Here is a 16,543-nt window from a genome sequence, read left to right on the forward strand (position 1 = left end):
TACTGCGGTCATGAATACACTGCCTGACTTAAGCCAACTGACCCATGAACAACTGCTGGAATTTACCCGGCAGTTGGCGATGCAGCATCAGTCTCTGGCACAATCAAATCAAGAATTGGATGCCAAAGTTCAGCATCTTTCTATTCTCAATCAAAAATACGAGCATGAACTGGCGCTGTTTAAAAAGCATAAATTCGCCCAAAAGAATGAACACTTAACGGCAAAACAAATCCATCTATGGGACGAAGCGGTCGAAGAAGATATCGCAGCCGTTGATCTGGAATTAGAACGATTAAATGCAGATAAAACCGATGCAGCGACACAGAAAGCCAAAACCAATAAACCTAAACGTCGACTGCTGCCAGATCATCTACACACCATCCGTATTGAGCATGAACCTGCATCAACCCAATGCAGTTGTGGCTGCCAGTTACGTCGTATCGGCGAAGATATCAGTGAAAAACTGCATTTCAGACCGGCACAGTTCTACAAGGAACAGCATGTTCGTGGCAAATGGGTCTGTGATCAGTGTGACACCCTGACTCAGCAAGCGATGCCTGCCTATGTGATTGATAAAGGCATTGCTTCACCTGAACTGCTCAGCCATGTGCTGGTATCGAAGTATGCCGATCATTTGCCGCTGTACCGTCAGCGCCTGATCTATCAGCGGGCTGGCATTGATCTGTCCAGATCCACTTTATCTGACTGGATTGGTCGCTGCGGTGTGGAACTGGAGCCTCTGGCTAATGCCTTAAAAGAGGTGGTGCTGCAACAGCAGGTGCTGCATGCAGATGAAACACCAGTCACCATTATGCGGATGGGTGAGAATGAGAAAAAACCGAAGAAAGGTTATGTCTGGGCCTATGCCACCACACAGTACAATCCAGTTCAGGCGGTGATCTATGACTTTCAGGATAGTCGTTCAGGTCAGCATGCTGAAGCGTTCCTGAAAGACTGGCAGGGCCATCTGGTCTGTGATGATTACAGCGGTTATAAAGCACGCTTTAAATCAGGTCAGGTCATTGAGGTGGGCTGCATGGCCCATGCGCGTCGTAAATTCCATGAACTGCATGTGACCAAAAAAAGTCAGGTCGCTGAACAGGCATTAGTGCTGATTCAGAAACTGTATGCCATAGAAGCAGAACTCAGGAAAAAGACCGATAGTACAGCAGAACAGCGCCGCGAATATCGGCAACAGCATAGTCAACCGGTGATGCAACAACTGTATGAATGGCTCAACCAACATTATCTGACGGTGCCATCGAGTTCTCCAACTGCCAAGGCGATCAATTACAGCCTAAAACGTTGGCAGGCACTCTGCCGCTATCTGGATGATGGTAATTTGCCTATAGATAATAACTGGATTGAAAATCAGATGCGTCCCTGGGCGTTGGGACGTAAGAACTGGCTGTTTGCTGGCTCGCTGCGCAGCGGCCAACGAGCTGCCAATATCATGACTTTAATCCAGTCAGCAAAGCTGAATGGACTGGATCCGTATGCCTATTTAAGTGATGTGCTGAAAAGGCTGCCGACGCATAAAGTGACCCAAATAGAAGAATTACTGCCACACCGCTGGAAATCCGACCAAAATTAAAAAATAGGCATGGGATTCAGCGGACGCTTACATAAAAAATCGCCGTGGAACATTTAAATTTCACGGCGATTGATTTTTTGAGCTTAAGTTAGGTTTTCTTAATAATGCAAATCTAGGGTTTTGCTTTTTAAATTAAGCTTCAAAACTACTTTCCATTTCTTCTAATCCCATCCTTAATTCAAGCATTTGCTCTTCGACAGATTCAAGTTTGGCTTTTAATTCTGTTTGCTCATTCATTAGTTTGAGTAAGTCATCTTTACGACTGGCTTCATATAAAGCACTGTCTGCTAATAATTCCTCGATTTCGTTTAAGCGTGGCTGAATTTTGCTGATTTGCGCTTCATTTTTTTCAATGTTTTTACGAATCGGGCGGGTCAATTCACGCTGACGTGCAGCTTCTTTACGTTGCGCTTCTTTATCGACTTTGGAAATCGTCGGTTTAGTTTCAACTTGAGATTTGATGGGAGTCGGGGCTTGTTGACTATTTTTCATCATGTCGATCCGTGCTTGACGCAGCCAATCGGCATAAGCCACGAGGTCACCATCAAATTCGCGACATTTCCCATGATGTACCAATAATAATTCGTCACAAACACTGGCAATCAATTGACGTTCATGCGAAACCAAAACCACAGCGCCTTCAAAGTCTTGTAATGCCATAGTTAGCGCATGACGCATATCAAGGTCTAAATGGTTGGTCGGTTCATCTAGAATTAAAACATTGGGGCGCTGCCAAACAATCAAAGCTAAAGCCAATCGTGCTCGTTCACCGCCTGAAAATCCTTCACTTGGCGTATCCATGCGTTCGCCACTAAAACCAAAGCTACCTAAGAATGAACGTAATACCGCTTCACTGATTTTTTTGTCAGCGATTCGAGATAATTGCAACATTGGGCTGGCATTGCCATCTAGAGCATCCATTTGATGCTGTGCAAAATAGCCAATATTTAACAGTTCCGAGGCTTTGCGCGTCCCTTGTAATAAGGGAAGGTCACCAACCAAGGATTTAATTAAGGTTGATTTACCCGCACCATTCATCCCGAGTAAACCAATGCGACTGTTTGGGGTAATCTGTAAATTCACATTGGTGGCAATCAGTTTGTCACCATAGCCAATATCGACATGTTCCATTTGTAACAGCGGCGAGCTCATTTTGGTTGGCTCACGGAAACTAAAGGTAAATGGCGTATCGACATGCGCGGCAGAAAGTTCCTGCATACGTTCTAATTGTTTAATACGGCTTTGAGCCTGCTTAGCTTTAGTCGCTTTGGCTTTAAAACGGTCAATAAATTTTTGGAGATGCGCACGAGTTTCGAGTTGTTTTTCATAGGCTTGTTGTTGTTGTGCCAAGCGCTCAGAACGGGTGCGTTCAAAGGTTGAATAGTTACCGGTGTAAAGCGTCAGCTCTTGATTTTCGATGTGTAAAATATGATCAGTCACCGCATCTAAGAAATCACGGTCATGTGAAATCAAGATCAGTGTGCCTTCATAAGCTTTTAACCAATCTTCTAACCACAAAATCGCATCTAAGTCTAAGTGGTTGGTTGGTTCATCGAGTAATAAAAGGTCAGAACGGCTCATCAGGGTACGCGCAAGGTTTAAACGCATACGCCAACCACCTGAAAAGCTTGAAACATTGAGCTGGGACTGATGTTCAAAGAAACCCAGGCCAGCCATCAGCTGTGAGGCTTTGGATGGTGCTGTATAGCCATGGATTTCATCAAATCGGCCATATAAGTGTGCCAACGCTTCATTGTCTAATTGCTCTGGATGTTCAAGTTTATGTTGTATATCCCAATATTCTTCATCGCCTGATAGAACGAAATCAATCGCTTTCATATCGAGTGCTTTGATTTCTTGCGCCATATGCGCGACGGTCCATACCGCAGGACGAGTTAATGAACCACCATCAGATTCCATTCCACCTAAAAGTGCAGAAAAAAGAGTCGATTTACCCGCACCATTTACACCGGTTAAGCCGATTTTCCAGCCTGGATGCAATTGCATAGATGCTTTTTGAAATAAAACACGCCCACCGCGACGAATGGAAAGTTGGTCTAACTGAATCATGGAACTAACTAAACAAGAAGAATGTGAGGCTATTCTAATGGATGGCTTTGCAAAAGAAAAGTAAGCGTCCGCTGAACACACCTTATGAATTCATCCTATAAGCCTTAATTTAGTCCCCACTTAGAAACAAGTGGGGACTTAAATTTATGACTACAAATAATCAGACATCCATCGCATCTCTTGCGAAAAAACGAAGAACATACAGTGCTGAATTTAAACAGCAGATCGTTCAGGCTTGTAAAGCACCGGACGTTTCAATTGCTTCAGTCGCTTTGCAACATGGATTGAATACAAATCTTGTATCCAAATGGATTCGCTTAATTGATGCTAAGCCAGGGAGTGATCGCACACCACTACCGAATAAACCTGCATTTATTGCCTTATCTTGCTCTGCACCATTAGATCCTACTCCTACTGACATGTTAAAAGTTCAAATTACTTTACCCAACTCAAAAGCAGAAATTGGCTTGAAATGGCAAGTATCAGAAATATCTGCTTTAGCAGAATTACTCAAGGCACTTGCAACATGATCCGCATTGATGAAATCTGGTTGTCTACTCAGCCCATGGACATGCGTGCAGGAATGGATACTGCCATGGCTCAGGTGGTGAGAGCCTTTGGCTACATCAAACCGCATTGTGCTTACCTGTTCTGTAATAAACGTGGCCATCGCATGAAAGTGCTGGTACATGATGGACTGGGCATCTGGCTGTGTGCCCGGCGGCTGGAACAGGGAAAATTCCACTGGGCTAAAGTTCACCAGGGTGAAAATGTAGCTCTCAGTCCAGAACAGTTACAGGCACTCATTCAGGGTTTGCCCTGGCAGCGCATTGGACGACAGCAAGTGGTCACAATGCTCTAAACTAGGCTGCTACATTCTACTATTCTCCAAACGTTCTATTTCCTCTGCGTCATGACCTCAGGCATACTGCGGTCATGAATACACTGCCTGACTTAAGCCAACTGACCCATGAACAACTGCTGGAATTTACCCGGCAGTTGGCGATGCAGCATCAGTCTCTGGCACAATCAAATCAAGAATTAGAAAAATCAAACCAGCAATTGGATGCCAAAGTTCAGCATCTTTCTATTCTCAATCAAAAATACGAGCATGAACTGGCGCTGTTTAAAAAGCATAAATTCGCCCAAAAGAATGAACACTTAACGGCAAAACAAATCCATCTATGGGACGAAGCGGTCGAAGAAGATATCGCAGCCGTTGATCTGGAATTAGAACGATTAAATGCAGATAAAACCGATGCAGCGACACAGAAAGCCAAAACCAATAAACCTAAACGTCGACTGCTGCCAGATCATCTACACACCATCCGTATTGAGCATGAACCTGCATCAACCCAATGCAGTTGTGGCTGCCAGTTACGTCGTATCGGCGAAGATATCAGTGAAAAACTGCATTTCAGACCGGCACAGTTCTACAAGGAACAGCATGTTCGTGGCAAATGGGTCTGTGATCAGTGTGACACCCTGACTCAGCAAGCGATGCCTGCCTATGTGATTGATAAAGGCATTGCTTCACCTGAACTGCTCAGCCATGTGCTGGTATCGAAGTATGCCGATCATTTGCCGCTGTACCGTCAGCGCCTGATCTATCAGCGGGCTGGCATTGATCTGTCCAGATCCACTTTATCTGACTGGATTGGTCGCTGCGGTGTGGAACTGGAGCCTCTGGCTAATGCCTTAAAAGAGGTGGTGCTGCAACAGCAGGTGCTGCATGCAGATGAAACACCAGTCACCATTATGCGGATGGGTGAGAATGAGAAAAAACCGAAGAAAGGTTATGTCTGGGCCTATGCCACCACACAGTACAATCCAGTTCAGGCGGTGATCTATGACTTTCAGGATAGTCGTTCAGGTCAGCATGCTGAAGCGTTCCTGAAAGACTGGCAGGGCCATCTGGTCTGTGATGATTACAGCGGTTATAAAGCACGCTTTAAATCAGGTCAGGTCATTGAGGTGGGCTGCATGGCCCATGCGCGTCGTAAATTCCATGAACTGCATGTGACCAAAAAAAGTCAGGTCGCTGAACAGGCATTAGTGCTGATTCAGAAACTGTATGCCATAGAAGCAGAACTCAGGAAAAAGACCGATAGTACAGCAGAACAGCGCCGCGAATATCGGCAACAGCATAGTCAACCGGTGATGCAACAACTGTATGAATGGCTCAACCAACATTATCTGACGGTGCCATCGAGTTCTCCAACTGCCAAGGCGATCAATTACAGCCTAAAACGTTGGCAGGCACTCTGCCGCTATCTGGATGATGGTAATTTGCCTATAGATAATAACTGGATTGAAAATCAGATGCGTCCCTGGGCGTTGGGACGTAAGAACTGGCTGTTTGCTGGCTCGCTGCGCAGCGGCCAACGAGCTGCCAATATCATGACTTTAATCCAGTCAGCAAAGCTGAATGGACTGGATCCGTATGCCTATTTAAGTGATGTGCTGAAAAGGCTGCCGACGCATAAAGTGACCCAAATAGAAGAATTACTGCCACACCGCTGGAAATCCGACCAAAATTAAAAAATAGGCATGGGATTCAGCGGACGCTTACATAGGATAAGGGTTCTGTGAAATTTGTCGTGTACAGAGATATTTTCGAATAGAGTCTTAATGAATGCTTTTTTAGTCTCTTTTGTTCGTCCATCGAACATGGAAATTTCAATAATTATATAAGATGTACTGCGGTCTGCTGGATATATAAAATTTTTGGATTCTAGTGGAATAAAACGTTGAAACCTTTTTTCTTCAGGATATTTTAATTCTTTAACTAAAGCCTGATGGATAGCTTTACTTAAATTATCACGATGTAATTCTATAGTTTCATCTAAAGCATAAATTTTTATCTGAGACATTACTTTCTCTAAATTAAAACCCTAATTTTAGCTTAATCTCCCCCTCCCATTTAAGATAATGGCTGTTATACGAAATGAAAAAGCCTAGACTCTGGTCTAGGCTTAAAATTTAAAAAATATATAAAAATCAGTGCAATAAACTTATTTTTAGAGATTCGTATAACGTGTATTATGTTAATTTTAGAATAAATTAAGAATTATCCAATTGAAATTAAAAAAAATATATATTTATAATTAAATGAACATCCAAGTTAAGAACTAAAATGATAAGAGACGATTTAAAAAAATATCCTAAAGCAATATGGATACATTTTTATAAAAACCGTATAAGTTTGATGGCAGAGAATGGCACAGTCAAAGCAACTGAAATTCCTAAATCACCTTATGATCACCCAAGAATGATTTTGGCAGATTTTGAAAGCGCTACAACAACATTAAAAGCTTTAATGAGACACCATTCTAACGGTTTATCTTTTTTCAAGTTTACAGCTCCTATTACGATTGTCCAAATAATGGAGCCGATACAAGGTAATTTAACTAAGATTGAAATACGAGCTTTTAAGGAGTTATTTCTTAATACTGGTGCAAGAGAAGTAAAGCTATATGACCTTGATGGAAACTCTATTGAAGAATAATTTTAAAAGCCCTATTTAACATAATGGCTGTTATGCGAATTCGACTTGTAATGCAATTTGCATTACACTATTCCTAGTACATTAAACACTTGGAAAATATGATGGCTACTGTTAACTTCAGGGTCGATGGAGCCCTTAAAGAAAAATCTTATTCAATTCTTAAAGAGCAAGGTATTGCACCTACGGATTTCTTCACTAGTATTCTTGAGTATGTTGCTACGACTGGGAAACTGCCCGTCAAAAAAGCTTTGCTTTCGGAAGAAGATGAAGAATTATTAGCTCTTGTCCGTAAGCGCATTAACGATCCTAAAGAGATGTTTGAGGAAGTCACATTAGATGACTTATAAGCTTTTACGTCACAAGGACTTTACAGCAGAATGGGAAAAACTCCCTGTTGCTATACGAGATCAATTTAAAAAGAAACTAGCTAAAGTCATAGAGCAGCCACATATTCCAAAGAACATGCTTAGAGGCGATCTTGCAGGTTGCTATAAAATCAAATTATTAAAAGCTGGTGTCCGACTTGTCTATCAAGTTAAAGATGATCAGGTAGTTATCCTGCTCATTACCGTCGGAAAACGAGCTGATAGCATAGTTTATGACGAAGCGAAAAAGCGAATTAAAGACTAAAAATGGGAGCTTATAGCTCCCATTTTTGCCTTCGTATAACGTGTATTATGTTAATTTTAGGGAAATTTAACTATTCTGATTTTGCTGAAATCATAAATTTATAAGAGATAAATAATGCTAATAAAAAGATATTGGATTATTTCCTCGTATGTCCTGTTACTTATTGGATGTACATCAAAAGATATTTCAAAAGATATTCCTAAAGAAGGGGAAATAGTGACATGGAAGCAGAATCCAAATTTGATAGTAAAAGCAAAGCTTGGTCCACGTAGAAAACATATTCCTGACCAATTTGATAATGAATTTTATCGCCCTGAACGTGAACATTATTTAGGGCAGTTTCCAATTGACTATATTCCTGAAAAATTTCCCGCTATAACTCAAGAGGAAGCAAATACTTTACCAATGCCTGACTCTAATCGACAATTAGAATTTTATTTAACTTTCAATAGGGAAAAAATAGAAGCTACGGATGGTTTTGCACCTGATCATAAAGATCAGGTACGAGTACGAATAAAAGGTTTAGGTTTAGAGATGAGGGAAAATAATACTGATACAAAAAAAGTAATTCTTAATAATATTACTCCGGAATATGTCAAGATGGATTCGAAATTTAAAAAATTCGGCTTGGAATGTTATCGGAGGATTTTTTCTGATGAATATCTATTTTGTTATGCAGATTCGAATATTCCAAATGTTTCTGGTGTCTTTCTTAAAGTTAATACAAGAGGAAGAAGACCAGAAAATGGAGAATCAATTGAAATAATAGGAAATAACTATGAATCAAATAAGTATGGGGATATATGGGTTCAATGGGAAACTAATTTAAACAATTGGGAGAAATGGCAAGATATTGATAATGCAATATGGCGCTTATTAGACACATGGAACTCAGCTCCATCATCTCAAAAAAATAACTAAATTTTACTTATTTAACATAATGGCTGTTATACGAAGCCAAAAAAGAAGCCTGGAAGACATCCCAGGCTTCAGATAATCCGTATTATGTTAATTTTAGCTAAATTTAACTATTCTAATTACTCTGAAATAAGAACATTTAATAAGAGGGGAAATAATGGGATTTATAAATGAAAGAATTAGTGGAGAGGATCGTATTGAATATGGTCTTGATGAAATAGAAAATAGTGTTCCTAGAGGAGTTTGGCATCCTGATAGAGATTGGACTATAGATAAAGAGCGAAAAATATATTTAAGACAAATATGGCAAAGTAATTCAGGACGAGAGCCTGAAAAAGATCCAAAATTTATTGATAGAACATATCATTTTTTTATTGATAATATTCTTTATCAAGTTCAAATCCATGATGATTTAGAGAAAGAAATAAAGACAAAAGAAGGCTATCTAAAGTCTATTTTAACAGTAACATCAATTAATCCAATGCAGAATAATAATGAAGAGTTAATGCAAATAATAAGAACACTATATGAAGCACTACTAATTAGACAAGGTAGTGGAATTTACTCCAATTGGATAAAAAAGTTTGATTTAACATTAATTTATCAAAAGTTGGAGATGAAAAACATGATCATCTCAAGTTATTGATATTTGTAATAAAAAATTAATCACTAAAGTAAAATGATGTCAATTACTTTCATTTTTATGAAAAAAGTATTATGGCGACCAATATTGTGAACTCCTGATTTAACATAAAACCTCTTATTCGAAATTGAAGGGAACTCTAAGTGGTATGTGCTTTTAAGGCTCGTTGTACGGCACTGTTGCAAATAGGCTGACATGATAAGCTAAATATCTTATTTATTTCGAGATACAGCAGATGAATCCCTTCCATGGTCGGCACTTTCAAGGGGCTTTGTTGCACAAAGATTTGAAATGCAAAGCGCCCCTAATTGATCCAAATTTAAGGCGTAACTTGGGTAAGTGGGCGACCTAATTCCGTAAATCTGTTAAGGACTGCTACACGTGCATGGATCTCATTCACCTGACTAGGAAAGCTTCTTGCCATTAATTTATCGCCTAATAATTTGATGCAATGCATCTTGGTTTCCACCAAACTGCGGCGATGATAGCCTGACCATTTTTTCCATAATGTCCTGCCTAAATGTTTAACTGTTCGAAGTAATTCATTTCGCTCTAGCGAGCTACTCTTTGTATCTTTCCATGGTTTCGCATTTTTTCTAGGTGGAATCACCGCATGCGCTTGCCGATCTGCAATGACCTGACGGCATTGCTTGGTGTCATAAGCTCCATCGGTATAAACAGAGTCAATCTGCTCATCTTGTGGAATCTGATTAAGTAAATCACCAAGCACCTGTGAATCACTGACATTATTGGTTGTGAGCTGAATAGCGCGTATTTGTAGGGTTTTGGCATCTATACCAATATGTAGTTTACGCCATTGGCGACGATATTCAGCTCCATGTTTCTTGCGTTTCCATTCGCCCTCACCTAGAAACTTCATGCCTGTAGAGTCTACGAGTAGATGCAGCCCATCGCTACTTTTTTGGTAGCTGATTGCAATATCAATATGCTTTTGTCTTCTACAAAGCGTACTGTAATCTGGTGCGGTCCAATTTAATCCGCAAAGTTTAATCAGACTTTGCACAAAGCCAGTGACCATACGTAAAGACAAACGGAATAGAGATTTAATCATTAAGCAGCATTGGATAGCTGCGTCGGAGTAGGTTTGATTTCGCCCTTGTTTGCCTTTTGATGGAGCATACCATTGCGTAGCAGGATCAAACCAAATGGCAATATTTCCGCGACTCATGAGTGCTCGGTTATATGCGGGCCAATTGGTTGTGCGGTAGATTTTGTGTGTAGGCTTCTTCATTTGAAAATTATATCGCTGAAAAAGCCTTTACAGATAGGTTTGTGCAACAAAGCCGTTTCTTGGCCAAAATTTGGAATGAGCAGGGTATTCGTACTATAACCCAAAAGCTGATCCAGACCGGAAATGTCGATATATCAGAAGATATCGAACAGCATCGTGCAATTATGGGTTGTGGACTGTTACCGGAAGACCAGCAAAAACTGACCATGCCGGAAATTTTTACGTATCCGGCTTCACCGCATCTTGCTGCGCGTCTAGATGGGAGAGCCATTAATTTTGAACAGATTCAGCAGGCCACCGAACAGCTGGCTGCGGGCTATGACTGTATTTTGCTGGAAGGTGCAGGTGGTCTAATGGTGCCCTTAACCGAAGAGTTCCTAACTATTGATTATATTCAGACACATAATTATCCGGTGATTCTGGTCACTTCAGGGCGTTTGGGTAGTATTAATCATACCTTGCTGAGTCTTGAGTTGTTAAAACTCCGCGGGATTCGATTACATGCCATTGCTTTTAATCATGCAGATAACTCCAAAGATCCCTTGATCGCTGAAGATACCATTGCTTACTTAAAACAGTATTTGCAGCGTGATTTTGCTGATACGACATGGGTTGATATTCCAGCTTTAAATTTAGCCCCGTCTATCCATGAGTAAATGATCAGCTTACAGAGGGGCTGATATGAATGCTTAAATTGTACTAGCTCAAACCTGATCTGACAGTTACCCATTTTTTATTGTGCCTGTCAGGTTAAATTTGAGCTAAATTTTTCTCAGCCCAAATCCGTTTTCCATCAAGTAAAGTTTCAAGTGGTGTACGACCACAGCACATTTTTCCTTGATGAGTCCGTTCAGTATTATAGAATTTCAGCCAATCGTCTAGATCAACCTGTAATTCTTCCAATGAGCTATAAAGCTTCTTCCTGAATGAACCGTACCGGGTTTGTCGGAGACCAACTTTCCTGAGATGAGAAGCATTGCTTCGCACGACGTAGCGAAGCGTAGTGTTCCGATGAAAAAAGTAAAATATACCCCTGAAATCAGAGATAGAGCGGTTCAATTATTGATTGACTACCAAGACGGTATCTCAGGTGAGTGACTTTACGTATATTCAAACAAATTCAGGCTGGGTCTATACCGCCTTTATTATTGATGTGTTCTCACGAGCAATTGTTGGATGGAAAGTATCAACACGTATGAATACAGATATGGTGCTCGATGCACTGGAGCAAGCATTGCACGATTGAGGTATGCCAAGGAATGTGATTCATCATTCCCATAGAGGTGTTCAATACCTTTCCATTCGCTATACCAATCGTTTAGGAGCAGAAAATTTACGAGCATCAATCGGTACAACGGGGACTCATACGATAATGCTTTGGCTGAAACAGTGAATGGCTTATACAAAACAGAGATGATTGAATATTTAAAAGCAGATTGGCAAAGTTTAGCAGATGTACAACTTGCGACATTAAATTGGGTAGATTGGTTTAATAAAAAGCATGTACACAGTGCACTAGGTTATGTATCGCCTTTTGAGTTTGAAGCAATGTACTATGATAAGATTAACCCGTTAGGTCAGGTGGCCTAACTTAAATAAAAAAATCTCCGATAAATCCGGTAAGGTTCAAAATGCGATTTATGGCTTTTTTATGTAAAAAAAAGTAATATCTGTTTTATTGTTAAATTATAACAATTAGTATAAATACACCTATGATTTACAGATGAAAAAGGTAGTTAAATGAAATATTTTCTAAGTTTAACTTTGTTAGTTTTAGCAATGACTGGGTGTACTTCGAGTCCAAAGACTGAAACTTTACAAGATAAGGCTACAAGCAATACTTCAGCTGATACGCAGGTCCTTAAATTTTCTGGTCCAAATGGTTTATTAATTTTTCTGAAATCATCGGATAACTTTGAAACTGCTTTAATGACTGATAACTCAGGCATGGTATATAGTTTAAAGCAAACAGTTGCTGGTAGTGGTATTCGTTTAGCTAATAATAATGGAGTTTCAATTCACTTTAAACGTGGTGAAGGGGTTGTTGAATTTGTAAAAGACCAGCCAATCAGCATTACTGAAGTAAAATAATAAGGTTTAAACTTTAAGAGAACCCCACACCATAATCTACATACCGAAAGTTGGACACTATTCCTTGAAATGTGGTCAAACATGATCAAGGACTAATTCGCACTCTGTTAATGGGTGAATTCAAACATGAGATGCGACTTTTGCATGTAGTTTTTTTAGATCGATGGGTGGTTCTGTTGGAGCTTTTGATTGATCGAAAGCTTGCGAGGAAGCTGAAATCAGTTGATTTTTCCAGTCGATAATTTGGTTTTGATGAACATCAAATTCAGCACTCAATTCAGCAAGTGTTTTTTCTGCTTTAATCGCAGCAAGTGCTACCTTAGCTTTAAAATCATTTGAATGATTTCTTCTTGGTCTACGTGCCATAAAATACTCCATATATTGATGTTTATAACATCATTTGGGGAGCAAAATATCACTTATAAGTGTTGTTCAAATTTCCTGATCCACCTCTAAATCCGACCAAAATTAAAAAATAGGCATGGGATTCAGCGGACGCTTACGGCCTGGTTTGTCGAAGATGTGGTATTTCTAGACCAACTTTACGCAAGTGGTGGAAATGATATTTTGAACAAGGTATTGATGGATTAGGTAGTCATAGTAAATGTCCCTTGAAATCGCCAAATACTAAAATCAATGCTGAGCTAGAAGCTTTAATATTGGAAATGCGCTCAGCTAGAAATCTTGGTGCTCGACGTTTGCAAACCGAATTAATGAGCTGCACGGAGTCTCGTTGTCCTTGGCGACTATCCATAAAGTACTATCCACCCATTAAGTCAAACCGATTAAAAAATTCCGTCGTAAAGTAGATTACATTTGTTATGAACGTCCATTACCAGGCGATAGAATTCAAATGGATACCTGTAAACTGGGTCCTGGACTATATCAGTACACATCTATCGATGACTGCACACGATATCGCATTTTAAGGATATATAAACGCCGAACAGCTGCGAATACACTCGACTTTTTAACTGTGTAATTGAATAAATGCCTTTTCCCATACAGCGAATACGGACCGATCGTGGACGAGAATTCTTTGCTGAAAAAGTACAGAAAAAATGATGCAGTATGGGATCAAATTTAGGCCGAATAAACCGGGTTCACCTCATCTGAATGGCAAGGTAGCGCTCACAAAAGACTGATGAATCTGAGTTCTACGCTACTGTAGATATCGATTCAGAGGAAATTCAGAGCAAACTGGCAGAATGGCAGCATTACTATAACTGGATGAGACCACATTCAGCTTTGAAAGATAAAACACCGATGGAAAGGTACTTGAATTATGTGAAGAAACTCCTTTCTTAGATGAAGTCCAGAAGCAATACGACTCCTCAAATGAACGGATTCAACATGCCAATGACAAGATGTATTTAGAGATTGTTAAATTGAAACGATCTCTATGAGTTACGTATCTATATCATTTTTACTAATATAAAAACATATGAATAAAAATCACGCCCCGTTTAACTGGCAATAGTTTTTGAACCCTGTTATAAAAGCTTAAAAAAATCTAGCAAGTCTTTATTTAATGTCAATACTCATCCAGTATTGAGGTTTTTTATCTTTTCTTGCCTGTGATCTAGGTTGTAATACTCTAATTTCATACTCACCTGAAGCAGGTAAAATATAAATACCATTATCATCAAGCTCTGGAGAATATTCTCCAAGATTGATGGAGTCTTTTAATTGATTACCCCATAAGTAAGCTTCAACATTTCCTCCAGTCAACTTCACTTTTAACTTTTGCCCTTTTTTAGCATAAAATTTGTAGGAATCATACTTGTATCCATCTATCCTTCCGTAATAATTTGCAGAGTAAGCTTTTTTAGCAAACTTAACTACAATAGTCTTCCGTATATCATTGTTATCATTTGCAAGTAAGACAGGGCTAACTATAGTTAAAGTTAGGGCTATCAAAGCGCCAGCTAGTAATTTCGTATTCGCTATTTCCATAATAAGGTTACCCTAATTCTTGTATCGCTCTTGACATAATAACATAACTAATAAGTAACCATGAATCATGGAGCAGAAATGTGAATAGTCATAACATGGGGTTGCACTTCAAATGCCAATTTAAGACTTGCAAAATTAATGGTTAATTAATTGGTTACTATGGAATAACCAATCTAAATATAAATTTTATTTAACAATTACTTATAAAAATATGTGATGCGTATGATACGCATCATATGAATATCGCTTAAATTTGCTATAATTGAATTGAGCAGTGCCATTTGTGGTTAGGTTAAAAATTCATGAGTCTTACTGAAATTAAGGTACGTCAAGCTAAACCAAAGGAAAAAATCTATTTTCTGGCAGATGATGACGGCTTAAGTTTGAAGGTAGAACCAAACGGACGTAAATCTTGGAGTTACCGCTATTCACTTGCAGGGACAAATAAACGTCCTCGCATGAAGTTGGGTGAATATCCTGTAATGTCCTTGAAAGAGGCCAGATCAGTCCGGGATGAATATAAATTTAATAATTATGAAAATAAACCACTGCATAAAAAATACATCAAAACTTTTCAGGATATTTGTGAAGAGTGGTTAGAATTTAAAATTAAAAATTCCTTTGAAGATGAACCACGATGCGGTGTAATTCAGCTCGCAAAAAAATGTTTAGATCAGGATGTTTATCCAAATATTGGACTAATGCCATTTATGGAAATTAAAAGATATGATCTAGTTAAGATTATTAAAAATATAGAATCTAGAAATGTAAAAGAACCTGTAAAGAAAGCCTATAGTTATTTAAATCAGATTTATGATTATGCGGTAGCGATGGGGTATTGTGAATATAATATTGCACATGGACTTCATAAAATATTAGTCAACAATAAGATTAAGAAAAACTATCCTCATTTAAATTCAGATGAACTATCTAATTTCTTAGCTAAATTAAATCAGATTAATACAGATCCTATTATTAAAAAAGCCCTGTTATTTAAATTATATACAGGCGTCCGTGGTGGAGAATTATTGCTTTGTGAACCACATCACTTCGATCTAGATAAAAAAATATGGAAAATACCAGCCTTACATATTAAACAATATAGAAGAAAGGTTATTTTAGGTCATGATATCCCTGATTTTTTTGTTCCACTATCTGATCAAGCACTTGAAGTTGTGAAATCAGCACTCGTTTGGTCTCATGGCGAAAAATATGTGTTTTCTAGCCCCCGAAACAATAATAAACCTATTCATTTTAATACCCTGAACTTGATTATCAGAAAAATGGGATATACTAAAAATGAATTAACTTCTCATGGGTTACGATCGACATTTAGTACCATATTAAATGAATCCGGTTTATTTCAATCAAATTGGATTGAAGCACAGCTATCTCATACTGATAAAAATAAAACCCGTGCAAGTTATAATCATGCAGAATATTTTAATCAGCGTATGGAAATGATGCAATGGTGGGGCGATTTTATTGATAGTTGTACTGTAAATTAATGGTTATGAAATCCAAGTTTTAATTAGAATAGGCTTTGTTGCACAAACCTATTCACCGCCATAAATCATTATCTAAAATTGCATCTCGTGGTAAAAGCTCAATGGGCCGGTTCTATGGCTATAAATTACATGTTGTGATGAATCAACTTAGAGAAATAGTCTGTTCACAATAATGATTTCTCTTAACTCGGTAAGCGTCCGCTGAATCCCATGCCTATTTTTTAATTTTGGTCGGATTTAGAGGTGGATCAGGAAATTTGAACAACACTTATAAGTGATATTTTGCTCCCCAAATGATGTTATAAACACCAATATATGGAGTATTTTATGGCACGTAGACCAAGAAGAAATCATTCAAATGATTTTAAAGCTA

15 protein-coding genes and 6 pseudogenes are annotated in these 16,543 nt (G+C 38.8%); 15 read left to right on the forward strand and 6 right to left on the reverse strand.

Features of this window, described 5'->3' with window-relative positions; genetic code table 11:
- The first annotated feature begins 10 nt into the window (after positions 1-10).
- Positions 11-1,594, forward strand: a complete 1,584-nt coding sequence (tnpC, locus tag O4M77_RS14880) for an IS66 family transposase (protein ID WP_180110187.1) — start codon at positions 11-13, stop codon at positions 1,592-1,594.
- Between the two features lie 132 nt (positions 1,595-1,726).
- On the opposite strand, the gene O4M77_RS14885 is transcribed toward tnpC (O4M77_RS14880), so the two are convergent.
- Positions 1,727-3,664 (reverse strand): ATP-binding cassette domain-containing protein, encoded by a 1,938-nt coding sequence (locus O4M77_RS14885; protein WP_323714122.1) that lies wholly within the window; start codon positions 3,662-3,664, stop codon positions 1,727-1,729.
- Positions 3,665-3,810: 146 nt separating this feature from the next.
- On the opposite strand from O4M77_RS14885, the gene tnpA reads away from it, so the two are divergent.
- The 3 genes from tnpA to tnpC (O4M77_RS14900) all read left to right on the forward strand — a co-directional run bounded on the left by tnpA (position 3,811) and on the right by tnpC (O4M77_RS14900) (position 6,205).
- Positions 3,811-4,194, forward strand: coding sequence for an IS66-like element accessory protein TnpA (gene tnpA / locus O4M77_RS14890; protein WP_323714123.1), 384 nt, complete (start codon positions 3,811-3,813; stop codon positions 4,192-4,194).
- A complete protein-coding gene (tnpB, locus tag O4M77_RS14895) occupies positions 4,191-4,526 on the forward strand; it encodes an IS66 family insertion sequence element accessory protein TnpB (RefSeq protein WP_043974827.1) in 336 nt (111 codons plus the stop codon). Before tnpA ends, tnpB begins: the two co-directional genes overlap by 4 nt.
- 74 nt (positions 4,527-4,600) lie before the next feature.
- Positions 4,601-6,205, forward strand: a complete 1,605-nt coding sequence (gene tnpC, locus O4M77_RS14900; RefSeq protein ID WP_323714124.1) for an IS66 family transposase — start codon at positions 4,601-4,603, stop codon at positions 6,203-6,205.
- 68 nt (positions 6,206-6,273) lie between these two features.
- Here the strand turns inward: tnpC (O4M77_RS14900) and O4M77_RS14905 are convergent.
- A pseudogene (locus O4M77_RS14905) lies at positions 6,274-6,537 on the reverse strand (tautomerase family protein); the annotation flags it as partial.
- A 263-nt stretch (positions 6,538-6,800) separates the two neighbouring features.
- Between O4M77_RS14905 and O4M77_RS14910 the strand changes: the two are divergent.
- The 5 genes from O4M77_RS14910 (at position 6,801) to O4M77_RS14930 (ending at position 9,366) form a co-directional block, all read left to right on the forward strand.
- Complete coding sequence (locus tag O4M77_RS14910; RefSeq protein WP_004726814.1) at positions 6,801-7,172, forward strand: hypothetical protein; 372 nt, start codon at positions 6,801-6,803, stop codon at positions 7,170-7,172.
- Positions 7,173-7,273: 101 nt separating this feature from the next.
- Complete coding sequence (locus tag O4M77_RS14915) at positions 7,274-7,519, forward strand: type II toxin-antitoxin system RelB/DinJ family antitoxin (protein WP_166138376.1); 246 nt, start codon at positions 7,274-7,276, stop codon at positions 7,517-7,519.
- The gene (locus O4M77_RS14920; protein WP_000221358.1) at positions 7,509-7,802 is read left to right on the forward strand and encodes a type II toxin-antitoxin system RelE family toxin; all 294 of its coding nucleotides are present in this window, start codon (positions 7,509-7,511) and stop codon (positions 7,800-7,802) included. Before O4M77_RS14915 ends, O4M77_RS14920 begins: the two co-directional genes overlap by 11 nt.
- A gap of 114 nt (positions 7,803-7,916) precedes the next feature.
- Positions 7,917-8,723 (forward strand): hypothetical protein, encoded by an 807-nt coding sequence (locus tag O4M77_RS14925; RefSeq protein WP_228278815.1) that lies wholly within the window; start codon positions 7,917-7,919, stop codon positions 8,721-8,723.
- 154 nt (positions 8,724-8,877) lie between these two features.
- On the forward strand, positions 8,878-9,366 hold the full coding sequence (locus O4M77_RS14930; protein ID WP_166138379.1) for a hypothetical protein: 489 nt from the start codon (positions 8,878-8,880) through the stop codon (positions 9,364-9,366).
- 316 nt (positions 9,367-9,682) lie between these two features.
- On the opposite strand, the gene O4M77_RS14935 is transcribed toward O4M77_RS14930, so the two are convergent.
- Positions 9,683-10,615, reverse strand: a complete 933-nt coding sequence (locus tag O4M77_RS14935; protein ID WP_099475569.1) for an IS5-like element IS17 family transposase — start codon at positions 10,613-10,615, stop codon at positions 9,683-9,685.
- A gap of 41 nt (positions 10,616-10,656) precedes the next feature.
- On the opposite strand from O4M77_RS14935, the gene bioD reads away from it, so the two are divergent.
- Positions 10,657-11,271, forward strand: a complete 615-nt coding sequence (gene bioD / locus O4M77_RS14940; protein WP_323714125.1) for a dethiobiotin synthase — start codon at positions 10,657-10,659, stop codon at positions 11,269-11,271.
- Between the two features lie 94 nt (positions 11,272-11,365).
- Here bioD and O4M77_RS14945 read toward each other — a convergent pair.
- Positions 11,366-11,545, reverse strand: a pseudogene (locus tag O4M77_RS14945) (IS481 family transposase); the annotation flags it as partial.
- Positions 11,546-11,705: 160 nt separating this feature from the next.
- Between O4M77_RS14945 and O4M77_RS14950 the strand changes: the two are divergent.
- Both O4M77_RS14950 and O4M77_RS14955 read left to right on the forward strand, forming a co-directional pair.
- Positions 11,706-12,205: pseudogene (locus tag O4M77_RS14950) on the forward strand (IS3 family transposase); the annotation flags it as partial.
- 150 nt (positions 12,206-12,355) lie between these two features.
- A complete protein-coding gene (locus tag O4M77_RS14955) occupies positions 12,356-12,706 on the forward strand; it encodes a hypothetical protein (RefSeq protein WP_166134638.1) in 351 nt (116 codons plus the stop codon).
- A 135-nt stretch (positions 12,707-12,841) separates the two neighbouring features.
- On the opposite strand, the pseudogene O4M77_RS14960 reads toward O4M77_RS14955, so the two are convergent.
- Positions 12,842-13,084 (reverse strand): annotated as a pseudogene (locus O4M77_RS14960) (transposase); the annotation flags it as partial.
- 125 nt (positions 13,085-13,209) lie between these two features.
- Between O4M77_RS14960 and O4M77_RS14965 the strand changes: the two are divergent.
- A pseudogene (locus tag O4M77_RS14965) lies at positions 13,210-14,112 on the forward strand (IS481 family transposase); the annotation flags it as partial.
- A gap of 118 nt (positions 14,113-14,230) precedes the next feature.
- Here O4M77_RS14965 and O4M77_RS14970 read toward each other — a convergent pair.
- Positions 14,231-14,662: a PPC domain-containing protein gene (locus O4M77_RS14970; protein ID WP_166134641.1), complete on the reverse strand. Its 432-nt coding sequence runs from the start codon at positions 14,660-14,662 to the stop codon at positions 14,231-14,233.
- 302 nt (positions 14,663-14,964) lie between these two features.
- On the opposite strand from O4M77_RS14970, the gene O4M77_RS14975 reads away from it, so the two are divergent.
- Complete coding sequence (locus O4M77_RS14975; protein WP_004647716.1) at positions 14,965-16,170, forward strand: tyrosine-type recombinase/integrase; 1,206 nt, start codon at positions 14,965-14,967, stop codon at positions 16,168-16,170.
- A 50-nt stretch (positions 16,171-16,220) separates the two neighbouring features.
- Positions 16,221-16,337, forward strand: a pseudogene (locus O4M77_RS14980) (transposase); the annotation flags it as partial.
- Positions 16,338-16,543: the final 206 nt, after the last annotated feature.

The organism is Acinetobacter sp. YWS30-1, from assembly GCF_033558715.1.
In the GTDB taxonomy this organism is placed as follows: domain Bacteria; phylum Pseudomonadota; class Gammaproteobacteria; order Pseudomonadales; family Moraxellaceae; genus Acinetobacter.